Consider the following 16032-nt stretch of genomic DNA (forward strand, 5'->3'; position numbering starts at 1 on the left):
CTCTCGCTATACACCCTCTCCCGCCAAAGGCGGGGAGGGAAGGGGCCCATGCGCAAGCATGGGAAGGGAGGGGCATTCAGCCCTCACACCGGCCCTCAGACCGGCTTCGCCTCGCTCTTCATCAGGGCGTAGGTGTAGCTGTCCACCAGCGCTTCCATCGAGGCCTCGATGATGTTGGTGGAGACGCCCAGCGTCGACCATTCGGTGCCGTCGGTCCGTGCGCTGCGGATCAGCACGCGCGGCATGGCGCCGGTACCGTCCTTGGCGGCCAGAATGCGTACGCGGTAGTCGGACAGGCTGACCTGGGCCAGCGCCGGATAGACCGGCTCCAGCGCCTTGCGCATGGCGACGTCCAGCGCGTGGACCGGGCCGTTGCCGTCCGCCACCTCCAGCCGGACGGCGTCGCCGACGCGCACGCGCACCACCGCTTCCGATTCCACCACCAGCTTGCCGACCGCGTTGTAGCGGCGCTCGTCGGTGACGTGGAAGCGCAGAAGCTCGAAGAAGCGCGGCACTTCGCCCAGCTCGCGCCGGACCAGCAGCTCGAAGCTGGCCTCCGCCGTGTCGTAGGCGTAGCCGTCGCTGTCGCGCTGCTTCACCAGATCGAGCAGGCCGGTCAGCCGGTCGTCCTTCGCGTCCACCGCCATGCCGATGTCGCGCAGCCGGACGATCAGGTTGGAGCGGCCGGCCTGGTCGGACATGACGATCTGGCGGCGGTTGCCGATGGCCTCCGGGGCGACATGCTCGTAGGAGGACGGGTCCTTCTCCACCGCCGAGACATGCAGCCCGCCCTTATGGGCGAAGGCGCTGGCGCCGACATAGGGCGCATGCCGGTTCGGCGCGCGGTTCAGCCGGTCGTCGAAGGCGCGGCTCAGCTGGGTCAGGAGATGCAGATCCTCGCGCCGGATGCCGGTCTCGTAACCCAGCTTCAGCATCAGCGTCGGGATCAGCGAGACGAGGTTGGCGTTGCCGCAGCGCTCGCCAAGGCCGTTGATGGTGCCCTGGACCATGCGCGCGCCGGCCAGCACCGCCGCCAGCGAATTGGCGACCGCGTTCTCGGTGTCGTTGTGGCAGTGGATGCCCAGCCGGTCGCCGGGGATGCCGTGGGTCTCCACCACCTCGCGCACGATGGCGTCGATCTCGTGCGGCAGGGTGCCGCCGTTGGTGTCGCACAGCACGATCCAGCGCGCGCCAGCCTCATAGGCCGCCTTGATGCAGGAGACGGCATAGGCCGGGTTGCGCTTGTAGCCGTCGAAGAAATGCTCGGCATCGAACAGAGCCTCGCCCTTGGCGGCGTGCAGCGCGGCGATGCTGTCGCGGATCAGATCGAGATTCTCCTCGCGCGGGATGTTCAGCGCGACGTCGACATGGAAGTCCCAGGTCTTGCCGACCATGCAGACCGCCTTGGCGCTCGACTGCGCCAGCGCGGTCAGCTGCGGGTCGTTGGCGGCGCTGCGGCCGGGGCGGCGGGTCATGCCGAAGGCGGTGAAGACGGCGCGGGTCAGCTGCGGCGCCTCGGCGAAGAACTGGTCGTCGGTCGGGTTGGCGCCGGGCCAGCCGCCCTCGACATAGTCGACGCCCAGCCGGTCGAGGTCCTTGGCGATGGCGATCTTGTCGGCGACCGAGAAATCCACGTCCTGGGTCTGCGCCCCGTCGCGCAGCGTGGTGTCGTAAAGATAGATGCGTTCGCCCGTCATCGCCGCCTGACCTGTCTTAAGCCGATGGAACGGCGGAAGGTCCGCCGCCCCGTGGAAAGCCGGGAGAATGGACGATGCGGCGCCCGCGCTCAACCGTTTTGAGAAGAAACTTGCGAAAAGCGAGCTCTTGCCGCAACGGACGGGATTGGCCGATGGATTGCGGATGCCGTCCGCCGCATTCCGGTCAGGCCGACCGCACCTGCCGGATGAAGCCGCTCACCTCCACCGACAGCCGGTCGGCGTCGCCGGACAGGCTGCGCGCCGCCGTCAGCACTTCCCTGGCCGATGCACCGGTGTCGTCGGCCGCCTTGTGCACCACCACGATGCTGGTGGAAATCTCCTCGGTGCCGACGGCGGCCTGCTGGACGTTGCGCGCGATCTCGCGCGAGACGGCGTCCTGCTGATCGATGGAGGCGGCGATGGTGGCGGCGATGCGGTTGATGTCGTCGATGGTCCGGCCGATCTCGGCGATTGCGTCCACCGCTTCCCCGGTGATGCCCTGCATGCTGCCGATCTGCGTCGCGATCTGCTCCGTCGCATTGGCCGTCTGGGTGGCCAGCGCCTTGACCTCGCCAGCGACGACGGCGAACCCCTTACCGGCGTCGCCCGCACGCGCCGCTTCGATGGTGGCGTTCAGCGCCAGCAGGTTGGTCTGGGCAGCGATGGAATTGATCAGCTGGACCACGTCGCCGATGCCCCTGGCATGGTCGGCCAGCTGGCGGATGGTTCCGTCGGTGTGCCGGGCGCGTTCGTTCGCCCGGCGGGCGATGGCGGACGCCTCCCCGACTTGCCGGGTGATCTCGCCGACCGACGCCGCCATCTCCTCCGCCGAGGCCGCGACGGTCTGGACATTGGCAGAGGTCTGGCCGCTGGAGGAGGCGACTGCAGCAGCCTGGGCGCGACTCTGCTCCGCCAGAGCCGAGAGCGACTGTGCATTGGCGGTCAGCCGGCCGGCGGCATCGGTCACCTGTCCGACCACGCCCTGCACCGCCCATTCGAACCGCTCGGCGAGTTCGGCCATCATGCGGCGGCGTTCGGCCTCCATCGCCTGTTTGGCCTGCTCCTGCTCGGCTTCCATCCTCTGCTTGGCGATGGCGTTGTCCTTAAAGACGGCGACGGCGCGGCCCATCCGGCCGATCTCGTCCCGGCGCCCGGCCGCCGGCACGGCGACGGTCACGTCGCCCGCGGCCAGCCGGTCCATCGCCTGCGTCATCAGTCGAAGAGGCGCGACCACCCGGCGGGCGACGACGCCGATCCCGGCAGCCAGCAATAGCGCCGCCACGGCCAGCAGCATCCAGGATTGCCGGCTCTCGCTCAGATAAAGCTCCTGCGAGTCCTTGAAGTCGTTTCCGGCGACCGCGACCTGCAGGTCGATCAGCGCAATAACCTGATCGGTCACCGGGTCGATGCTGCGATAAAGATCCTGGACGACGAATCGATCCAGCGCCGCCTTGTCCAGAGCATCCAGCACACGCAGCAGGGAGGCGACCGCAGCGTCGGCCTTGTCCATCGCCGCGCGGGCCTGGGTCACCAGACGGGCCTCGTCCGCGGTAAGCATGGTGGCGGTGTAGGCGGCCCAGCGCTCGTGCACCGTCGCCTGCGCCTTGCGGACGGCGGCGCCACCGTCCGGCCAGGACAGCGCGCCGGATCGCACCTTGTGCGAGGTATCGACGATCAGCACGGCATAGGCGTCGGAGATGATCTTGAGGTCGCGCAGGGGAACGACGCGATCCTCATAGACCGACTTCATGCGCTCGTTCGCGGATCGGAGATTCATTATTCCGTTCAGCGCCTCGGAGCCCAGCATGACGCCGAGAATGGCCAGAACCCCAATCAGAAGCGTCCGCAGGCTCAGGCTCATCCGCCACCTCCCCGTCCAGAGCGTCGTCACACAATTGCAAGGAAAAGACCAGACTTCAGGCATAGGGTCTGAAAGACGATCTAATCCACAAAGCTATGTGACGACGGAGTGCGGCACATTGGTGCCAACCCTGACTGTTCGGCGACCGATCTTTGCTCGGGAGAACGGGTGTGCGGATGGGGGGCCGGCTGACCGGCGCCGGCAACCGCGAAAGGTCAGCGCGCGAACAGGCGGTAGAGCGCGGAATGGTCCAGTGCACCATCTCCCTGGTCGACCAGCATCTCGAACAGCTCCAGCGACAGGCCCAGCGTCGGAAGGTCGATGCCGGACTGCTGGGCAAGCTCCTCCGCCTGGCGCAGGTCCTTGACCTGGGTGGTGACGCGGCCGCCCGGCGTGAAGTCGCCGCTGACCATGCGGCCGCCATGCAGGTCGAGGATGCGGGATTCGGCGAAACCGCCGCGGATGGCGTCCCGCACCTTCGCCGGATCGGCGCCGGCCGCCCGCGCCAGGGCCAGCGCTTCCGCCACCGCGCCAATGGTCAACGCGACGATGACCTGATTGGCGGACTTGGCGATCTGGCCGGCACCGCTGGCCCCGACATGGGTGATGCGGCGGCCCATCGCCTGCAAAACCGGCAGGGCGCGGGCGAAGGTGGCATCGGTTCCGCCGGCCATGACGGTCAGGGTCGCGGCCTCCGCCGCCACCGTGCCGCCGGAAACCGGGGCGTCGAGCCAGTCCGCGCCGGCCGCGGCGGCCCGTTCGGCCAGCGCGCGGGTGGCGGCGACGGCGGTCGTGCCCATGTCGATCACCAGATGGCCCGGGCGCAGGACCGGCAGCAGCGCCTCGGCCACCGTCTCCACCGCCGCCGTGTCGGTCAGCATCAGGATGACGATGTCGGCCTGCCCGGCGACCGCGGCCGGACCGGTGGCGGCGATCATGCCCTCCGCCGCCAGTTCGGCGACCGGGCCGGGGCTGCGGCTGCTGACCACCGGCTCCGCACCGGCGCGGGCCAGGGCGCGGGCCATCGGCTTGCCCATCAGGCCAAGCCCGATGAAGCCGATGCGCCGGCCGGAAAGGTCGGGGCGGGTGATCTCGTCGCTCATGTCCAGGCTTTCGATTAAATTCCGGGCCGGCAAAATTCCGGGCTTTCAGGAGAAGGCCGGCAGGATCACAGGCGCATATGGCGGGCGCGGGCGCCGCGTTCGATGGCGGCGGCGCACAGCCGGTCCACCCCAAGCCGGTGGCGGATCAGCTCCAGCATGCGCAGCTCCTCCTGCGAGGCCTTGGGATCGGCGGCGGCGATGTCGCAGGCGACCGCATAGGCGGTTTCGCGCAGCTTGGACGGCAGCGCCTGCTCGACGATGGTCAGCACCGTGTCCAGCCCGTCATTGTCGGACAGCATGGCGGTGCATTCGCGGGTGGCGGCCATCACCTGATCGCCGCTGTAATCCTGGAAGATCGGCAGGTAGCGCACATTCTCGCCGATGGCCTCCAGTTCCGCGTCGGTCATATCGCCGTCGCAGGCGGATACCAGGACCATGACATAGATGAGGGCGCTGTGGTGGTCGATCATTGCGTCTGTCGGCTTTCTCATGAGGCGGTCTCCCCTGGGGAGCGGTCGCGTGTCCTTGCCGCAATCTCGAACGCCGCATGGGCGGCGTCAAGGGTGCCATGCTCGCGGCGGAGGGGTCGGTCGCTCGACGCGACGGTTGGCTACCCCTATTGTCGCGCATCATGAACGTCGTCCTCAATGTCGCTTTTCCCGTATTCGCCATCATCCTGGCCGGCTTCCTGTCCGGAAAGTCGAAGCTGCTGGGCCCGGCTTCGTCGGAGGCGCTCAACAAGTTCGTCTATTGGATGGCGCTGCCGCCGGTGCTGTTCCTGGGCACGGCGCGGCGGTCGATTCCGGAAATCTTCAACGGCCCCTTCATCGGCGCCTTCCTGGGATCGATGCTGCTGGTCTACGCGCTGGGGGCGATCGTCGGCCGGCTCCTGCGGCGGGAACGCACGCAGATCCAGTGCATGCAGGGGCTGAACGCCGCCTTCTCCAACACCGGCTACATGGGCATCCCGCTGTTCCTGGCCGCCTTCGGCCCGGACCGCCTGGCCCCCACCATCCTGGCGACCGTCATCATGAGCGCCATCATGGTCGGCATCGCCGTGGTCTGGATGGAGTTCGCCAACAGCCATGGCAACGGGGTGGGCAAGGCGCTGCGCGATGTCGGGCGCGCGCTGGCGAAGAATCCGCTGATCCTGTCCACCGCCGCCGGCCTCGCCTGGTCGGCGCTGCTGCCCGGCGTCGCGGTACCGAAGCCGATCGCCACCTTCTGCGAATTGATGGGCTCCCCCGCCGGCCCCTGCGCGCTGTTCGCCATCGGCCTGTTCCTGGCCTCGCAGCGGCTGACCGCCGGGCTGGCGGAGGCGGGGTGGATCAGCGCGTTGAAGCTGCTGGTGCATCCGGCGCTGGCCTGGGTGCTGACGCAGACCCTGTTCCCGATGGACCCCTTCTGGACCGGCAGCGCCGTGATCCTGGCGGCACTGCCGACCGGCGCCCTGACCTTCGTGGTCGCGACCCAGTACCAGACCTATGTGGAACGCACCTCATCGGCCATCCTGGTGTCCACGGTGTTCAGCGTGGTGACCCTGTCGGCGCTGCTGGCCGTCTACGCCCCCGCAGGATGATGCGGCGCCCTAGAGCCGTCTGTACGGATGAGAAGACGGCAAGGATTCGGCTCCCGCTCCCCTTGTCCACCACGTGAACACCGGACGTGGTCGCCGGGGGCGGGGAAATGGCCGGTGCATGCCGCCATGACCGGCTCGTTCCGCATTCAATAATGCGAACTGTTGCAGTCGTATGAAACTCTTGCTCCGCTGCCTGGCGATTGCAAGAATGCATATCGGAGAATTCAGGCGGCCCGGCTTGGAGAAGAAGGCGCGGCATTGGCGCGGGTGTTGGAAACGGCAGCCCCGCACCAGTGGGGATGGAGCGGAGCGGAAGCGATGCAGCACGCCATGACCCATCGATTTTCTGAAGCGCCCGCAGCCCGCCCGCCGCGCTTCCATCCATCCGTCGTGCGATGCCGCGCCTTGGAATCAGCGTCAGCCCCAACTGTCCGCACCCGCCGGCCCTCCGCTACCTTGCGACCCCTAAGCAATGCGGAGCCGGGCCATGTCTGACGGAAGCGCTCCGGGCCGGGCCGTAACGATCCGCCCGGGCAATGATGGAAATCCGCCACCCTTGGGGCGACGCCTATCCATCCCTTGGGCTGGCGGCGGCATCGCCGTCAGTCTTCTCTTCTGGATCCTTCTGTTCAGCACCCTCGTCACGCTCGTGTCCACGGCGCTCCAACTCTATTTCGATTTCCGGCGGGAGGTACGCGGGATCGAAGGCCGGTTCGACGAGATAAGGCTCAGCACCGTTCCCAGCATGAGCAACAGCCTGTGGGTGGTCGACCACGACCAGCTGCGTCTGCTGCTCAACGGCATCATCCGCCTGCCGGACATCCAGATGGCGGAGGTGAGGGAGCACAGCGCGACCGCGAAGAACCCCCTGGTGCTCACCGTCGGCACGCCGCAGGAGCGGCCCGGCCTCCATGCCGAAATGCCGCTGACCCGCTTGGCGGAGGGGAAGACCCTGACGCTGGGAACGCTGCGGGTGGAAGCGACGCTGGACGACGTGTACCATCGTCTGCTGACGACGGCGGAGGTGATCCTGATAAGCCAGGGCATCAAGACCTTCCTGGTGTCCGGATTCATCCTGTTCATCTGCCACCGGCTGGTGACGCGCCACCTGATTTCCATCGCCGCCAGCATGCGCCGGCACGACCGCCTGTCCTCGCCGCCGCTCCTCACCCTGGACCGGCCGGCGCCGAGCCGGCCCGACGAGCTGGACCAGCTGATCCGATCCTTCAACGATCTGGCCGGCGACCTCTATGCCGCCAACTGCGAACTGGCCGGGGCGAACGCCGCGCTGGAGCACGACATCGCCCTGCGCCGCAGCTATGAGGAGCAGCTGTACCGGCAGGCGCATTTCGACGAGCTGACCGGGCTGGCCAACCGCCTGCTGACCCGCGACCGGCTGGAACAGGCGATCCTGAGCTCCCGGCGCAACCAGCTGCCGTCCGCGCTCCTGTTCATCGACCTCGACAATTTCAAGAACGTCAACGACACGCTGGGGCACGAGGCGGGGGATACGCTGCTGCGGGAGGCGGCGAACAGGCTGTCGGCATCGATCAGGCAGGGCGATACCCTGGCCCGCATGGGCGGCGACGAGTTCCTGGTCGTGCTGCCCTGCATCGCCGGCAACGTCGCGGCGCGCGGCGTGGCGGAACGGGTGCTGGAGGCCTTCGCCCCGCCCTTCCGGATCTGCGGCCACGATCATTTCGTGACGGCCAGCATCGGCATCGCGCTCTACCCGTCGGACGGCAGCGACGCGCCGGAGCTGATGCGCAACGCCGATCTCGCCCTCTACCGGGCGAAGGAGCGCGGACGGAACCGATACGAATTCTTCACGGCCGAAATCAACGAGCGGGTCCAGCAGCGGATCATGCTGGAAAGCCGCCTGAGGCTCGCCGTCCTGCGCTCCGAATTCGTGCTCCACTACCAACCGATCGTCGAGGCGGGGGGCCGCCGGCCTGTCGCCCTGGAAGCACTGCTGCGCTGGCGCCAGCCCGACGGCACGCTGGTGGGGCCGGGACATTTCATCTGCGTGGCGGAAGAGGTCGGGCTGATCGGCGAGATCGGCGCCTGGGTGATCGAAACCGCGATCCGCGAAACCGCCGACCTGTTCGGCAAGGAGGCATCGGCACCGCGGGTCGCCGTCAACGTCTCGCCCCGGCAACTGCGCGACCCGTCCTTCGTCTTCCGCGTGACGGAGGCGCTCGCCGCCCACGGCCTGCCGCCAAGCCGTCTGGAGCTGGAGATCACCGAAGGTGTCCTGATGGACGAAGCGCCGGAGGTGACCGACGCGCTGCACCGGCTGTGCAGCTACGGCGTCCGTCTGTCCATCGACGATTTCGGGACCGGCTATTCCAGCTTGAGCTATCTGCAGCGCTATCCCTTCGACATGCTGAAGATCGACCGCTGCTTCGTCTCCAATGCCACCGATGGGGCGGCTGCGGCCCGGCTGGTCGAAACCATCATCATGATGGCCCACGGTCTCGGCATGGAAACCATCGCCGAGGGGGTGGAGACGGAAGAGCAGTTCGATTTCCTGCAATCGAAGGGTTGCGACCAGATGCAGGGCTATCTGCTGGGCCATCCGGCCCCGCTGGCCGAGATCGCCGCTCGGTTCCCCGCCGCCGACGCACCGTCGGCGAGACCGCTGGAGACGGTCACAGGGGACGGCACTGCTCCCGCCCCCTGCGCGGGCTGACCCTCACCAGCCCCGCAGGAACTCCGCCGTCTCCTCCACCGCCTGCTTCAGCCCGACCCGGCGCATCTCCACCCCCTCCGGGAAGGCGCCGGCCAGCCTGCTCGGCATCATGGAGTCGAGCAGGACGAAGACGCCGGTGTCGTCGGCACGGCGGACCAGCCGGCCGAAGGCCTGCTTCAGGCGCAGCCGCGTGATCATGTCCTCGTAGCGCCGGCGGCCGAAGGCATCGCGGCGGGCGCGGTGGAGGATGTCGGGACGCGGCCAGGGCACGCGGTCGAAGACGATGAGCCGCAGCGAGCGGCCCGGCACGTCCACCCCGTCGCGCACCGCGTCGGTGCCGAGCAGGCAGGCATGCTCCTCGTTGCGGAAGATGTCGATCAGGGTGGAGACGTCGAGCGGATCGACATGCTGGGCATAGAGTGGGATGCCCACCTGATCCAGCGGCTCCGCGATGCGGTCGCGCACGGCGCGCAGGCGGCTGATCGCAGTGAACAGGCCGAGCCCTCCCCCGCCCGCCGCCAGGAACAGCGATTTGTAGGCCGCCGAGACCTGCCCCAGATCGTCCTTGCGCACGTCGTTGACCACGAAGACGCGGGTGCGGTTCGGGTAGTCGAAGGGGGAAGGCACCTGGGCGCGGATCGCCGGGGCCGGCAGATGGCTGGCGCCGCAGCGGTCCTCCGCGGCGCGCCAGTCCTGCCCGACATCGCCGGTGCCGTCGGTCAGCGTGGCGCTGGTCACCACCAGCCCATGGGCGGGACCGGCCAGCGCCTCTGCAAACGGAACCGTCGGATCGACCCAATGGCGGTACAGCCCGACATCGACGTCGCGGCCGTCGATCCGCTCCACCGCGAACCAGTCGACGAAGTGCGACGGCGTCTCGGTCGGCAGGGTGCGCAGCATGGCGCGCCACGCCTCCACCGTCAGGGTGCCGCGGCGGTGCAGGCTTCGCGACAGCGCATCGATGCGGCGGCGCTGGTCGGAATCCAGTTCGGCGCTCTCGTCCTCAAGCCGCTGCGCCAGCCGGCGGGCCAGCGCCTCCACCGGTTCGGACAGGCGGACCAGCGCCTGCTCCAGCTCCGCCGCCGCTTCCAGCAGCCCGTCGACCGGATAGGCCTTGTCGGCCTCCAGGCTGTAGGGGCCGCCCTGTCCGGCGGTGCGGGCATACACCTGCTGACGGGCCAGCAGCAGAAAGCGCTCGGTCGGCCCCTGCGGGTTGTCGGCGGCCAGCCGCGCCGACCAGCCGTCGCCGGGCAGGACGCGGGCACCCATCAGGATGTCGTCGAGGTGGCGCAGTGCCTCTTCGTCGTTGGCGACAATGTCCTCCAGCCGGCGCTTCAGGCCGCGGGCGCGGCTGCGGCCGGTCTCCTCGGCTCCCAGCAGCCAACGGCGCAGCTCCTGCGTCTCGCGTCCGGTCAGGTGCCCTGCGAAGGCGCTGTCGGCGGCGTCGAAGACATGGTGGCCCTCGTCGAAGACATAGCGGCTGGGCAGCGTCGGCTCCTCGCCGCCGCCAAGCGCCGCCTGCACCATCACCAGCGCGTGGTTGGCGATGACGATGTCGGCGCGGCGGGCGCGGCGCACGCTCTTCTCGATGTAGCAGCGGGCGTAATGGTCGCAGGCGGAATAGATGCACTCGCCGCGGCGGTCGGCCAGCCCCATGGTCGGCCCGCGCCCGGCGATGTCGACCAGCCAGCCGGGAAAGTCGCCGCCGGTCATGTCGCCGTCGCGCGTCGCCGCCGCCCAGCGCGCCATCAGCCCGACACCGATGGCGTTGTGCGGCTGGAAGGGCATGGCGCGCACCGCCTCTTCCAGGTTCAGCAGGCACAGGTAGTTCTCGCGCCCCTTGCGCAGCACCACCTTGCGCGCCTTGGTCGCCGGGTCGGCATAGAGCCGGTCCAGCTCGGCGTCGATCTGGTGCTGGAGGTTGCGGGTGTAGGTGGAAATCCACACGGTGCCGCCATTCTTCTCCGCCCACACCGTGGCCGGCGCCAGATAACCGAGAGTCTTGCCGACGCCGGTCCCGGCCTCCGCCAGCACGACATTGGGGGTGTCCGGCAGCTGGCGCGGGGCGAAGGCGGCGGACACCGCGCTGGAGTAATCGGCCTGCTGCGGCCGCGGCTCCGCCACCTTGCCCAGCACATTGGCCGACAGCATGGCGGCGAGGCGGCGGCGCGCCTCCTCCGGGTCCACCGGGTTCTGCGCGGGCGGCGGCGGCGGCGCGCCCTCCTCCCACTCCTTGATGCGGGTCCAGACGCGCAGGCCGGAGCGGGCGGCACCCTTCTCCGGCCCGTCGGGCTTGCCGAGCGCGGCCAGAACCGCCGCTGCCCAGGGCCAACCGGCGCGCCCCATCTCCCAGGCGAAGGCGACGGGGTCGGAGGACTCCTCCCGCCCCCCAGGAGTCAGGGGGGCGCCGAGATCGCCCAGCAGGCGGCGCACGGCGCGCTGGAGCGCCAGCGCCTCCGCCTCGTGGCCCTCCGGTGTGGGCAGGTCGAGCGCCTCGGCGATGCCGCGCGGGGTGGGGACGCAGAAGCGGGCGGGATGGACGAAGGCGAACAGCTCCAGCACGTCGAAGGCCGGGAAGCCGTCGATGCCCAGCCGGCGGGCGAAGGCGCGGGCATGGCAGACCAGCGGCGGCTGGCGGCGCACCTTCGAGGCGGCTGCGGCCAGCGACAGCTCCTCCACCTCGCCGTCGAGCGTCAGCGACACGACGCGGCGCGCGCCGGCCACCATGGCGGGCGCGTCGTCCAGGCTGTGCATCGGGGTGGGGTCGGCGGTCAGGTCCATCGGCGGCACTATATGGCGGCGGCGTGCCGCAAAGCGAGTGCCGGATGTTGACGGGCCGCCGCTTCACCCCCATTGAGGGAAGTCCGGGGGAGCCGAGCGGAGACGGGACTTTATGCGGAAGCTGCTGCGCTGGGCGTCGATCGGGGTGGCGGGTCTGGTGGCCTTCACCATCCTGTGGGCCGCGCTCTACCGGATCGTGCCGCCGCCGGCGACGCCGCTGATGCTGATCCGGGCGCTGGGCGGCTCCGGCCTGTCGCGTGACTGGGAACCGCTGGAGCGCATCTCACCCTCGCTGGTGGAGGCGGTGATCGCCTCGGAGGACAGCAATTTCTGCGGCCATGGCGGCTTCGACTGGGCCGCCATCGAGGGCGCCTTCGAGGACAACGAGGAGGGCAAGCGCCTGCGCGGCGGCAGCACCATCAGCCAGCAGACCGCCAAGAACGCCTTCCTCTGGCCCGACCGCAGCTGGACCCGCAAGGGGGCGGAGGCTTGGTTCACCCTTCTGATCGAAGGGCTGTGGACCAAGCGCCGCATCCTGGAGGTCTATCTGAACATCGTGGAGTGGGACGACGGCGTCTATGGCGCGGAGGCCGCGGCGCGGCATCATTTCGGCAAGTCCGCCGCGGCGCTGACCCGGCGCGAGGCGGCGCTGCTGGCCGTGGTGCTGCCCAGCCCGCGCAACTGGTCGCCCACCCGCCCCGGCCCCTATGTCGCCCGGCGGGCGGGGGTGATCGAGCGGCGGATGGCGGTGGTGCGCCGGGACGGGCTGGCCGACTGCGCGCGGTAGCGCCAGCCCCGGCCCAGCCCAGCCCTCAGAACTTGATGAAGCGGTTGAACAGCCGCCCCAGCGGACCGGTCAGCCGCAGGCCGCCGATGGTGGTGGCGAGGCACAGGCAGCCCTCCGGGTCGGACACCGGCCGGTGGACCAGCGACGGGTCGCCGATGGCGAGGTCGCCGGGCAGGAAGGCGCCGAACTCGTCGGAGAAGCCGCCTTCCAGCACCACGGTCAACTCGATGCCGCCATGGGTGTGCTGGGGCACGCCGACGCCGCCCTTCATGCGGATCAGCCGGGTCGTCCCGTTCGGGCCGGACAGCAGATCCAGGCCGCGCATCCCCGGCTGCAGAAAGCGCCAGCCCTCTTCCGCGATCCGTCCGTCGCGGCCGAGACGACCGCGCAGATAGCTGCGCAGCGGCTCCGGATAGCGCGACTGCTCGGCCGGCGGCCTCGGCACGGGGCGGCAAGGCGCCGGCCGCTCGTGGTCCAGGCGGGCCATCAGCGCTTCCAGGCAGCCGTTGGACAGCGGCTCCGGCTCCAGCTCGTCGAGCAGGGCGCCGCCGATCGCCTCCATCTCCGCCACCTCGTGACGGCAGGCGGGGCAGAAGGCCAGGTGGGTCGCCACGGCCAGCGAGGCGCCTTCGCACAGGGCGCCGCCGGCATAGTCGATCAGCAGCGTATCGCCCGGATGGTGGCTCGGCCGAATCATCGGAAATGCCTCATCCCACATCCCTCAGCGACCGGCGCAGGCGTTCCATCGCCAGACGCAGGCGCGATTTCACCGTGCCCAGCGGGATGCCGTGCTCCGCGGAGATGACGCTGTGCGGCTTGTCCTCGAAATAGGCCATGCGCAGCAGTTCGGCCTGTTCGGGCGGCAGGTCCTTCAGCGCGGCGCGCAGGCGGCCGTTGCTCTCCTTCGCCTCGATCCGGCGGTCGGCGGCCTCCTGGGGTTCGGGGACCAGGGCCGGATCGTCGGGATCGATCTCCGGCCGCTGTTCGCGGCGCAACACATCGATTCGCTTGTTGCGCGCGATGGTGAACACCCAGGTGCCGGCCGAGGCGTGGATCGGATCATAGGTTTCGGCACGACGCCAGACCAACAGCATGACCTCCTGAACAAGCTCTTCCGCGGCGGCGGAATCGCATCCCAAACGGCGCAGATACGTCTTCAGCCGTGGCGCGAAGTGGCCGAACAGGACCCCGAACGCCTGACGGTCCCGCTCGCGCCCGACGGCGACGAGCAGATCTTCCAGACTGGGGGCCATGTCGGCCGCGGGGGTGTGCTGGTCCTGCATGAACCCATTCAAGGGGAACATCGGCCGCCGCACAAGCCGGGGATGGCACCCATTCCCGGAATTCGCGGCACCCTCCCCTTCCCAGGTCCCTTTTCAAGTCCCCTGCACCGGTCCCCAACGCCTCCGGCCGTCAAGCCGGGCTGTATGTCGCATCGTGATCCTCGGTACGCAACCGCCAGGCCGTCGGATCACCAGAAATCCCGGCCTGCGGCATTTTGTTCGGATTTGACGGAAGGATCGGTCGGCCTCTATCGGATGAACCCCATGGCACGCAGAGCCTTCGCCACCTCCGGCGTCTCCAGCGCCTCGACGAAGCGGCGGACAGCCGGACGGTCGCGGCGGGCGGCGGGGACGATGAAGTCGTAATGCTCCTCCTGCAGCGGCAGGAAGCCCAGCCCGTAGAGATCAGCGGCCGTCCCGATGGCCACACCCCAGTCGGCGCGGTTCTGCGCCACCGCGACGGCGACGGCATTGTGCGACTTGGCCTGCGTCCAGTAGCCGGTCGGCCGCGCCGGCCCCAGCAGCCGGTCGGTCAGGATGCGGGTGCCGCTGCCGGCATTGCGGTTGATCAGGATGCAGTCGGCGAGACCGGCGACCGCCGCCACCGCCTCGGCCGCCGCCCTGCCCTCGAAACGCGGATCGCCGCGGCGGAAGACGATGCCCTGCATCCGGCGGTAGCCGGTGACGAGCTCCAGCCCCGGCGCCAGGAAGGGCGTGTTGTAGGTGCCGGTGGCGGGGTCCATCAGATGGACCGGCGCGATGTCGCACTCGCCGCGCCGCGCCGCCGCCAGCCCGCCCATCGAGCCGACATTCAGCGCCTTCACCGTCATCCCCTCGCCGATCAGGCCGCCGAGCACGGCGTTGAGGCCGATGCACTGGCTGCCGACCACGATCAGGTCGGCCGGAACCACCGACCGGCCGAGCAGCTGGACCGAGACCGGCGTCCCGGCCTCCACCGCCTCCGCCTGGGCGTCGATGGCGAGGAAGCCGTCGGCATGGCTGAAGGCGGTGACGGCGCCCGATCCCTTGGACAGCGGATAGGCCGCCAGCGCGTCCCCATCGGCGCCATGGACCAGCGAGACCATGACATATTCGGTGCGCCCGCGCTCCGACCCAAGCCGCACCGGCAGGGTGGCCGGCACCTCCTCCGCCGTCGCGGGCGGCAGGCCGGCCATGGCGCGGATCACCGGCGCCACGAAGCTGTGGAAGGTGAACATGGCCGAGGTCGGGAAACCCGGCAGGATCACCACCGGCTTGCCGCCGGTCACCGCGAGGCACAGCGGCTTGCCGGGCTTCAGCGCCACGCCATGGGCGACGATGCCGGGATCCTTCAGCTGCGCCACGATGCGGTGGGAGCGGTCGCCCGCCCCCTTCGACGTGCCGCCCGACAGCAGCAGCGCGTCGCATTGCAGCCCCCGGGCGACCAGCCGCTCCAGCGCCTCGTCCTCGTCCGGGGCGATGCCCAGCGGCACCGGCTCCGCCCCCAGTTCGGTCACCGCGGCGGCCAGGATGGCGCCGTTGCTGTCATAGACCGCGCCGGTGCGGATCGGCTGGCCGGGCGCCACGATCTCGTCGCCGGTGGACAGGATGGCGACGCGCGGCCGGCGCACCACCGCGACCTCCGCCAGCCCGATGGCGGCGAGAACGCCGATCTCGCGTGAGGTCAGGGCCTGGCCCTTGCGCAGCACCACCTCGCCCCGGCCGATGTCGGACCCGGCGGCAGCGACGAAGGCGCCGGGGGTGGCGGGCCGGGTCAACGTGACGAACAGGCCGTCGGGCCGCTCCACCGCCTCCGTCGTCTCCACCATCACCACCGCATCGGCGCCGCGCGGCAGCATGCCACCGGTGGCGATCACCGTCGCGGTTCCGGGCTCCACCGTCAGTTCGGGGGCATGGCCGGCGGCCAGCACCTCGTCGTTCAGGCGCAGGGCGACCGGGCTGTCCTCCGCCGCACCGACCGTATCGGCGGCACGCACGGCGAAGCCGTCGACCACCGAACGGTCGAAGCCGGGAACGTCCACCTCCGCCACCACATCGGCGGACAGCACGCGGCCGAGGGATGCGGACAGCGGTACCCGCTCCTCCCCCCGCGGGGACAGGTCGAGATGGCGATGGAAGCGGGCGCGCGCCTCCTCTCCGCTCACCACCTCCAGGAACTGGTCCTGGCGGGCGGCCTGGGCGACGAAACGGCGGATGTCCTCGCGGCTGCGGTCGGAACTGTGCACGCGGCAAACCCTTCCCGAGAAGAA

11 protein-coding genes are annotated in these 16032 nt (G+C 69.8%); 3 read left to right on the forward strand and 8 right to left on the reverse strand.

Annotation, left to right across the window (positions count from 1 at the left end):
• Positions 1 to 95 precede the first annotated feature (95 nt).
• The 4 genes from cimA to AZOLI_RS10910 all read right to left on the reverse strand — a co-directional run bounded on the left by cimA (position 96) and on the right by AZOLI_RS10910 (position 5152).
• Entirely contained in the window at positions 96 to 1697 is a 1602-nt protein-coding gene (gene cimA / locus AZOLI_RS10895; RefSeq protein ID WP_014248688.1) for a citramalate synthase, read from the reverse strand.
• 184 nt (positions 1698 to 1881) lie between these two features.
• The gene (locus tag AZOLI_RS10900) at positions 1882 to 3558 is read right to left on the reverse strand and encodes a methyl-accepting chemotaxis protein (protein WP_014248689.1); all 1677 of its coding nucleotides are present in this window, start codon (positions 3556 to 3558) and stop codon (positions 1882 to 1884) included.
• 215 nt (positions 3559 to 3773) lie between these two features.
• Complete coding sequence (locus AZOLI_RS10905; protein ID WP_014248690.1) at positions 3774 to 4661, reverse strand: NAD(P)-dependent oxidoreductase; 888 nt, start codon at positions 4659 to 4661, stop codon at positions 3774 to 3776.
• Positions 4662 to 4726: 65 nt separating this feature from the next.
• On the reverse strand, positions 4727 to 5152 hold the full coding sequence (locus tag AZOLI_RS10910) for a tellurite resistance TerB family protein (protein ID WP_014248691.1): 426 nt from the start codon (positions 5150 to 5152) through the stop codon (positions 4727 to 4729).
• 140 nt (positions 5153 to 5292) lie between these two features.
• On the opposite strand from AZOLI_RS10910, the gene AZOLI_RS10915 reads away from it, so the two are divergent.
• Both AZOLI_RS10915 and AZOLI_RS10920 read left to right on the forward strand, forming a co-directional pair.
• Positions 5293 to 6240: an AEC family transporter gene (locus AZOLI_RS10915; RefSeq protein ID WP_044550781.1), complete on the forward strand. Its 948-nt coding sequence runs from the start codon at positions 5293 to 5295 to the stop codon at positions 6238 to 6240.
• A 487-nt stretch (positions 6241 to 6727) separates the two neighbouring features.
• Positions 6728 to 8932, forward strand: coding sequence for a putative bifunctional diguanylate cyclase/phosphodiesterase (locus AZOLI_RS10920; RefSeq protein WP_162488059.1), 2205 nt, complete (start codon positions 6728 to 6730; stop codon positions 8930 to 8932).
• A gap of 3 nt (positions 8933 to 8935) precedes the next feature.
• Here AZOLI_RS10920 and AZOLI_RS10925 read toward each other — a convergent pair whose 3' ends face one another.
• Complete coding sequence (locus AZOLI_RS10925; RefSeq protein ID WP_014248695.1) at positions 8936 to 11713, reverse strand: ATP-dependent DNA helicase; 2778 nt, start codon at positions 11711 to 11713, stop codon at positions 8936 to 8938.
• Between the two features lie 112 nt (positions 11714 to 11825).
• Between AZOLI_RS10925 and mtgA the strand changes: the two genes are divergently transcribed.
• Positions 11826 to 12500 (forward strand): monofunctional biosynthetic peptidoglycan transglycosylase, encoded by a 675-nt coding sequence (mtgA, locus tag AZOLI_RS10930; protein ID WP_014248696.1) that lies wholly within the window; start codon positions 11826 to 11828, stop codon positions 12498 to 12500.
• Positions 12501 to 12525: 25 nt separating this feature from the next.
• Here mtgA and AZOLI_RS10935 read toward each other — a convergent pair whose 3' ends face one another.
• From AZOLI_RS10935 to AZOLI_RS10945, 3 genes are all read right to left on the reverse strand, one after another.
• Complete coding sequence (locus tag AZOLI_RS10935) at positions 12526 to 13197, reverse strand: ChrR family anti-sigma-E factor (RefSeq protein ID WP_044550048.1); 672 nt, start codon at positions 13195 to 13197, stop codon at positions 12526 to 12528.
• A 10-nt stretch (positions 13198 to 13207) separates the two neighbouring features.
• Positions 13208 to 13783 carry a sigma-70 family RNA polymerase sigma factor gene (locus AZOLI_RS10940; protein WP_014248698.1) on the reverse strand — a complete coding sequence of 192 codons (576 nt, stop codon included), beginning with the start codon at positions 13781 to 13783 and terminating at the stop codon, positions 13208 to 13210.
• A gap of 248 nt (positions 13784 to 14031) precedes the next feature.
• The gene (locus tag AZOLI_RS10945; protein WP_014248699.1) at positions 14032 to 16008 is read right to left on the reverse strand and encodes a molybdopterin biosynthesis protein; all 1977 of its coding nucleotides are present in this window, start codon (positions 16006 to 16008) and stop codon (positions 14032 to 14034) included.
• Between the last annotated feature and the right edge of the window lie 24 nt (positions 16009 to 16032).

Source organism: Azospirillum lipoferum 4B, assembly GCF_000283655.1.
GTDB lineage: Bacteria > Pseudomonadota > Alphaproteobacteria > Azospirillales > Azospirillaceae > Azospirillum > Azospirillum lipoferum_C.

Coding starts and splice junctions, on each gene's coding strand:
- cimA (WP_014248688.1), bottom strand. CDS start 1,697: ATGACGGGCGAACGCATCTATCTTTACGACACCACGCTGCGCGACGGG.
- AZOLI_RS10900 (WP_014248689.1), bottom strand. CDS start 3,558: ATGAGCCTGAGCCTGCGGACGCTTCTGATTGGGGTTCTGGCCATTCTC.
- AZOLI_RS10905 (WP_014248690.1), bottom strand. CDS start 4,661: ATGAGCGACGAGATCACCCGCCCCGACCTTTCCGGCCGGCGCATCGGC.
- AZOLI_RS10910 (WP_014248691.1), bottom strand. CDS start 5,152: ATGAGAAAGCCGACAGACGCAATGATCGACCACCACAGCGCCCTCATC.
- AZOLI_RS10915 (WP_044550781.1), top strand. CDS start 5,293: ATGAACGTCGTCCTCAATGTCGCTTTTCCCGTATTCGCCATCATCCTG.
- AZOLI_RS10920 (WP_162488059.1), top strand. CDS start 6,728: ATGTCTGACGGAAGCGCTCCGGGCCGGGCCGTAACGATCCGCCCGGGC.
- AZOLI_RS10925 (WP_014248695.1), bottom strand. CDS start 11,713: ATGGACCTGACCGCCGACCCCACCCCGATGCACAGCCTGGACGACGCG.
- mtgA (WP_014248696.1), top strand. CDS start 11,826: ATGCGGAAGCTGCTGCGCTGGGCGTCGATCGGGGTGGCGGGTCTGGTG.
- AZOLI_RS10935 (WP_044550048.1), bottom strand. CDS start 13,197: ATGATTCGGCCGAGCCACCATCCGGGCGATACGCTGCTGATCGACTAT.
- AZOLI_RS10940 (WP_014248698.1), bottom strand. CDS start 13,783: ATGCAGGACCAGCACACCCCCGCGGCCGACATGGCCCCCAGTCTGGAA.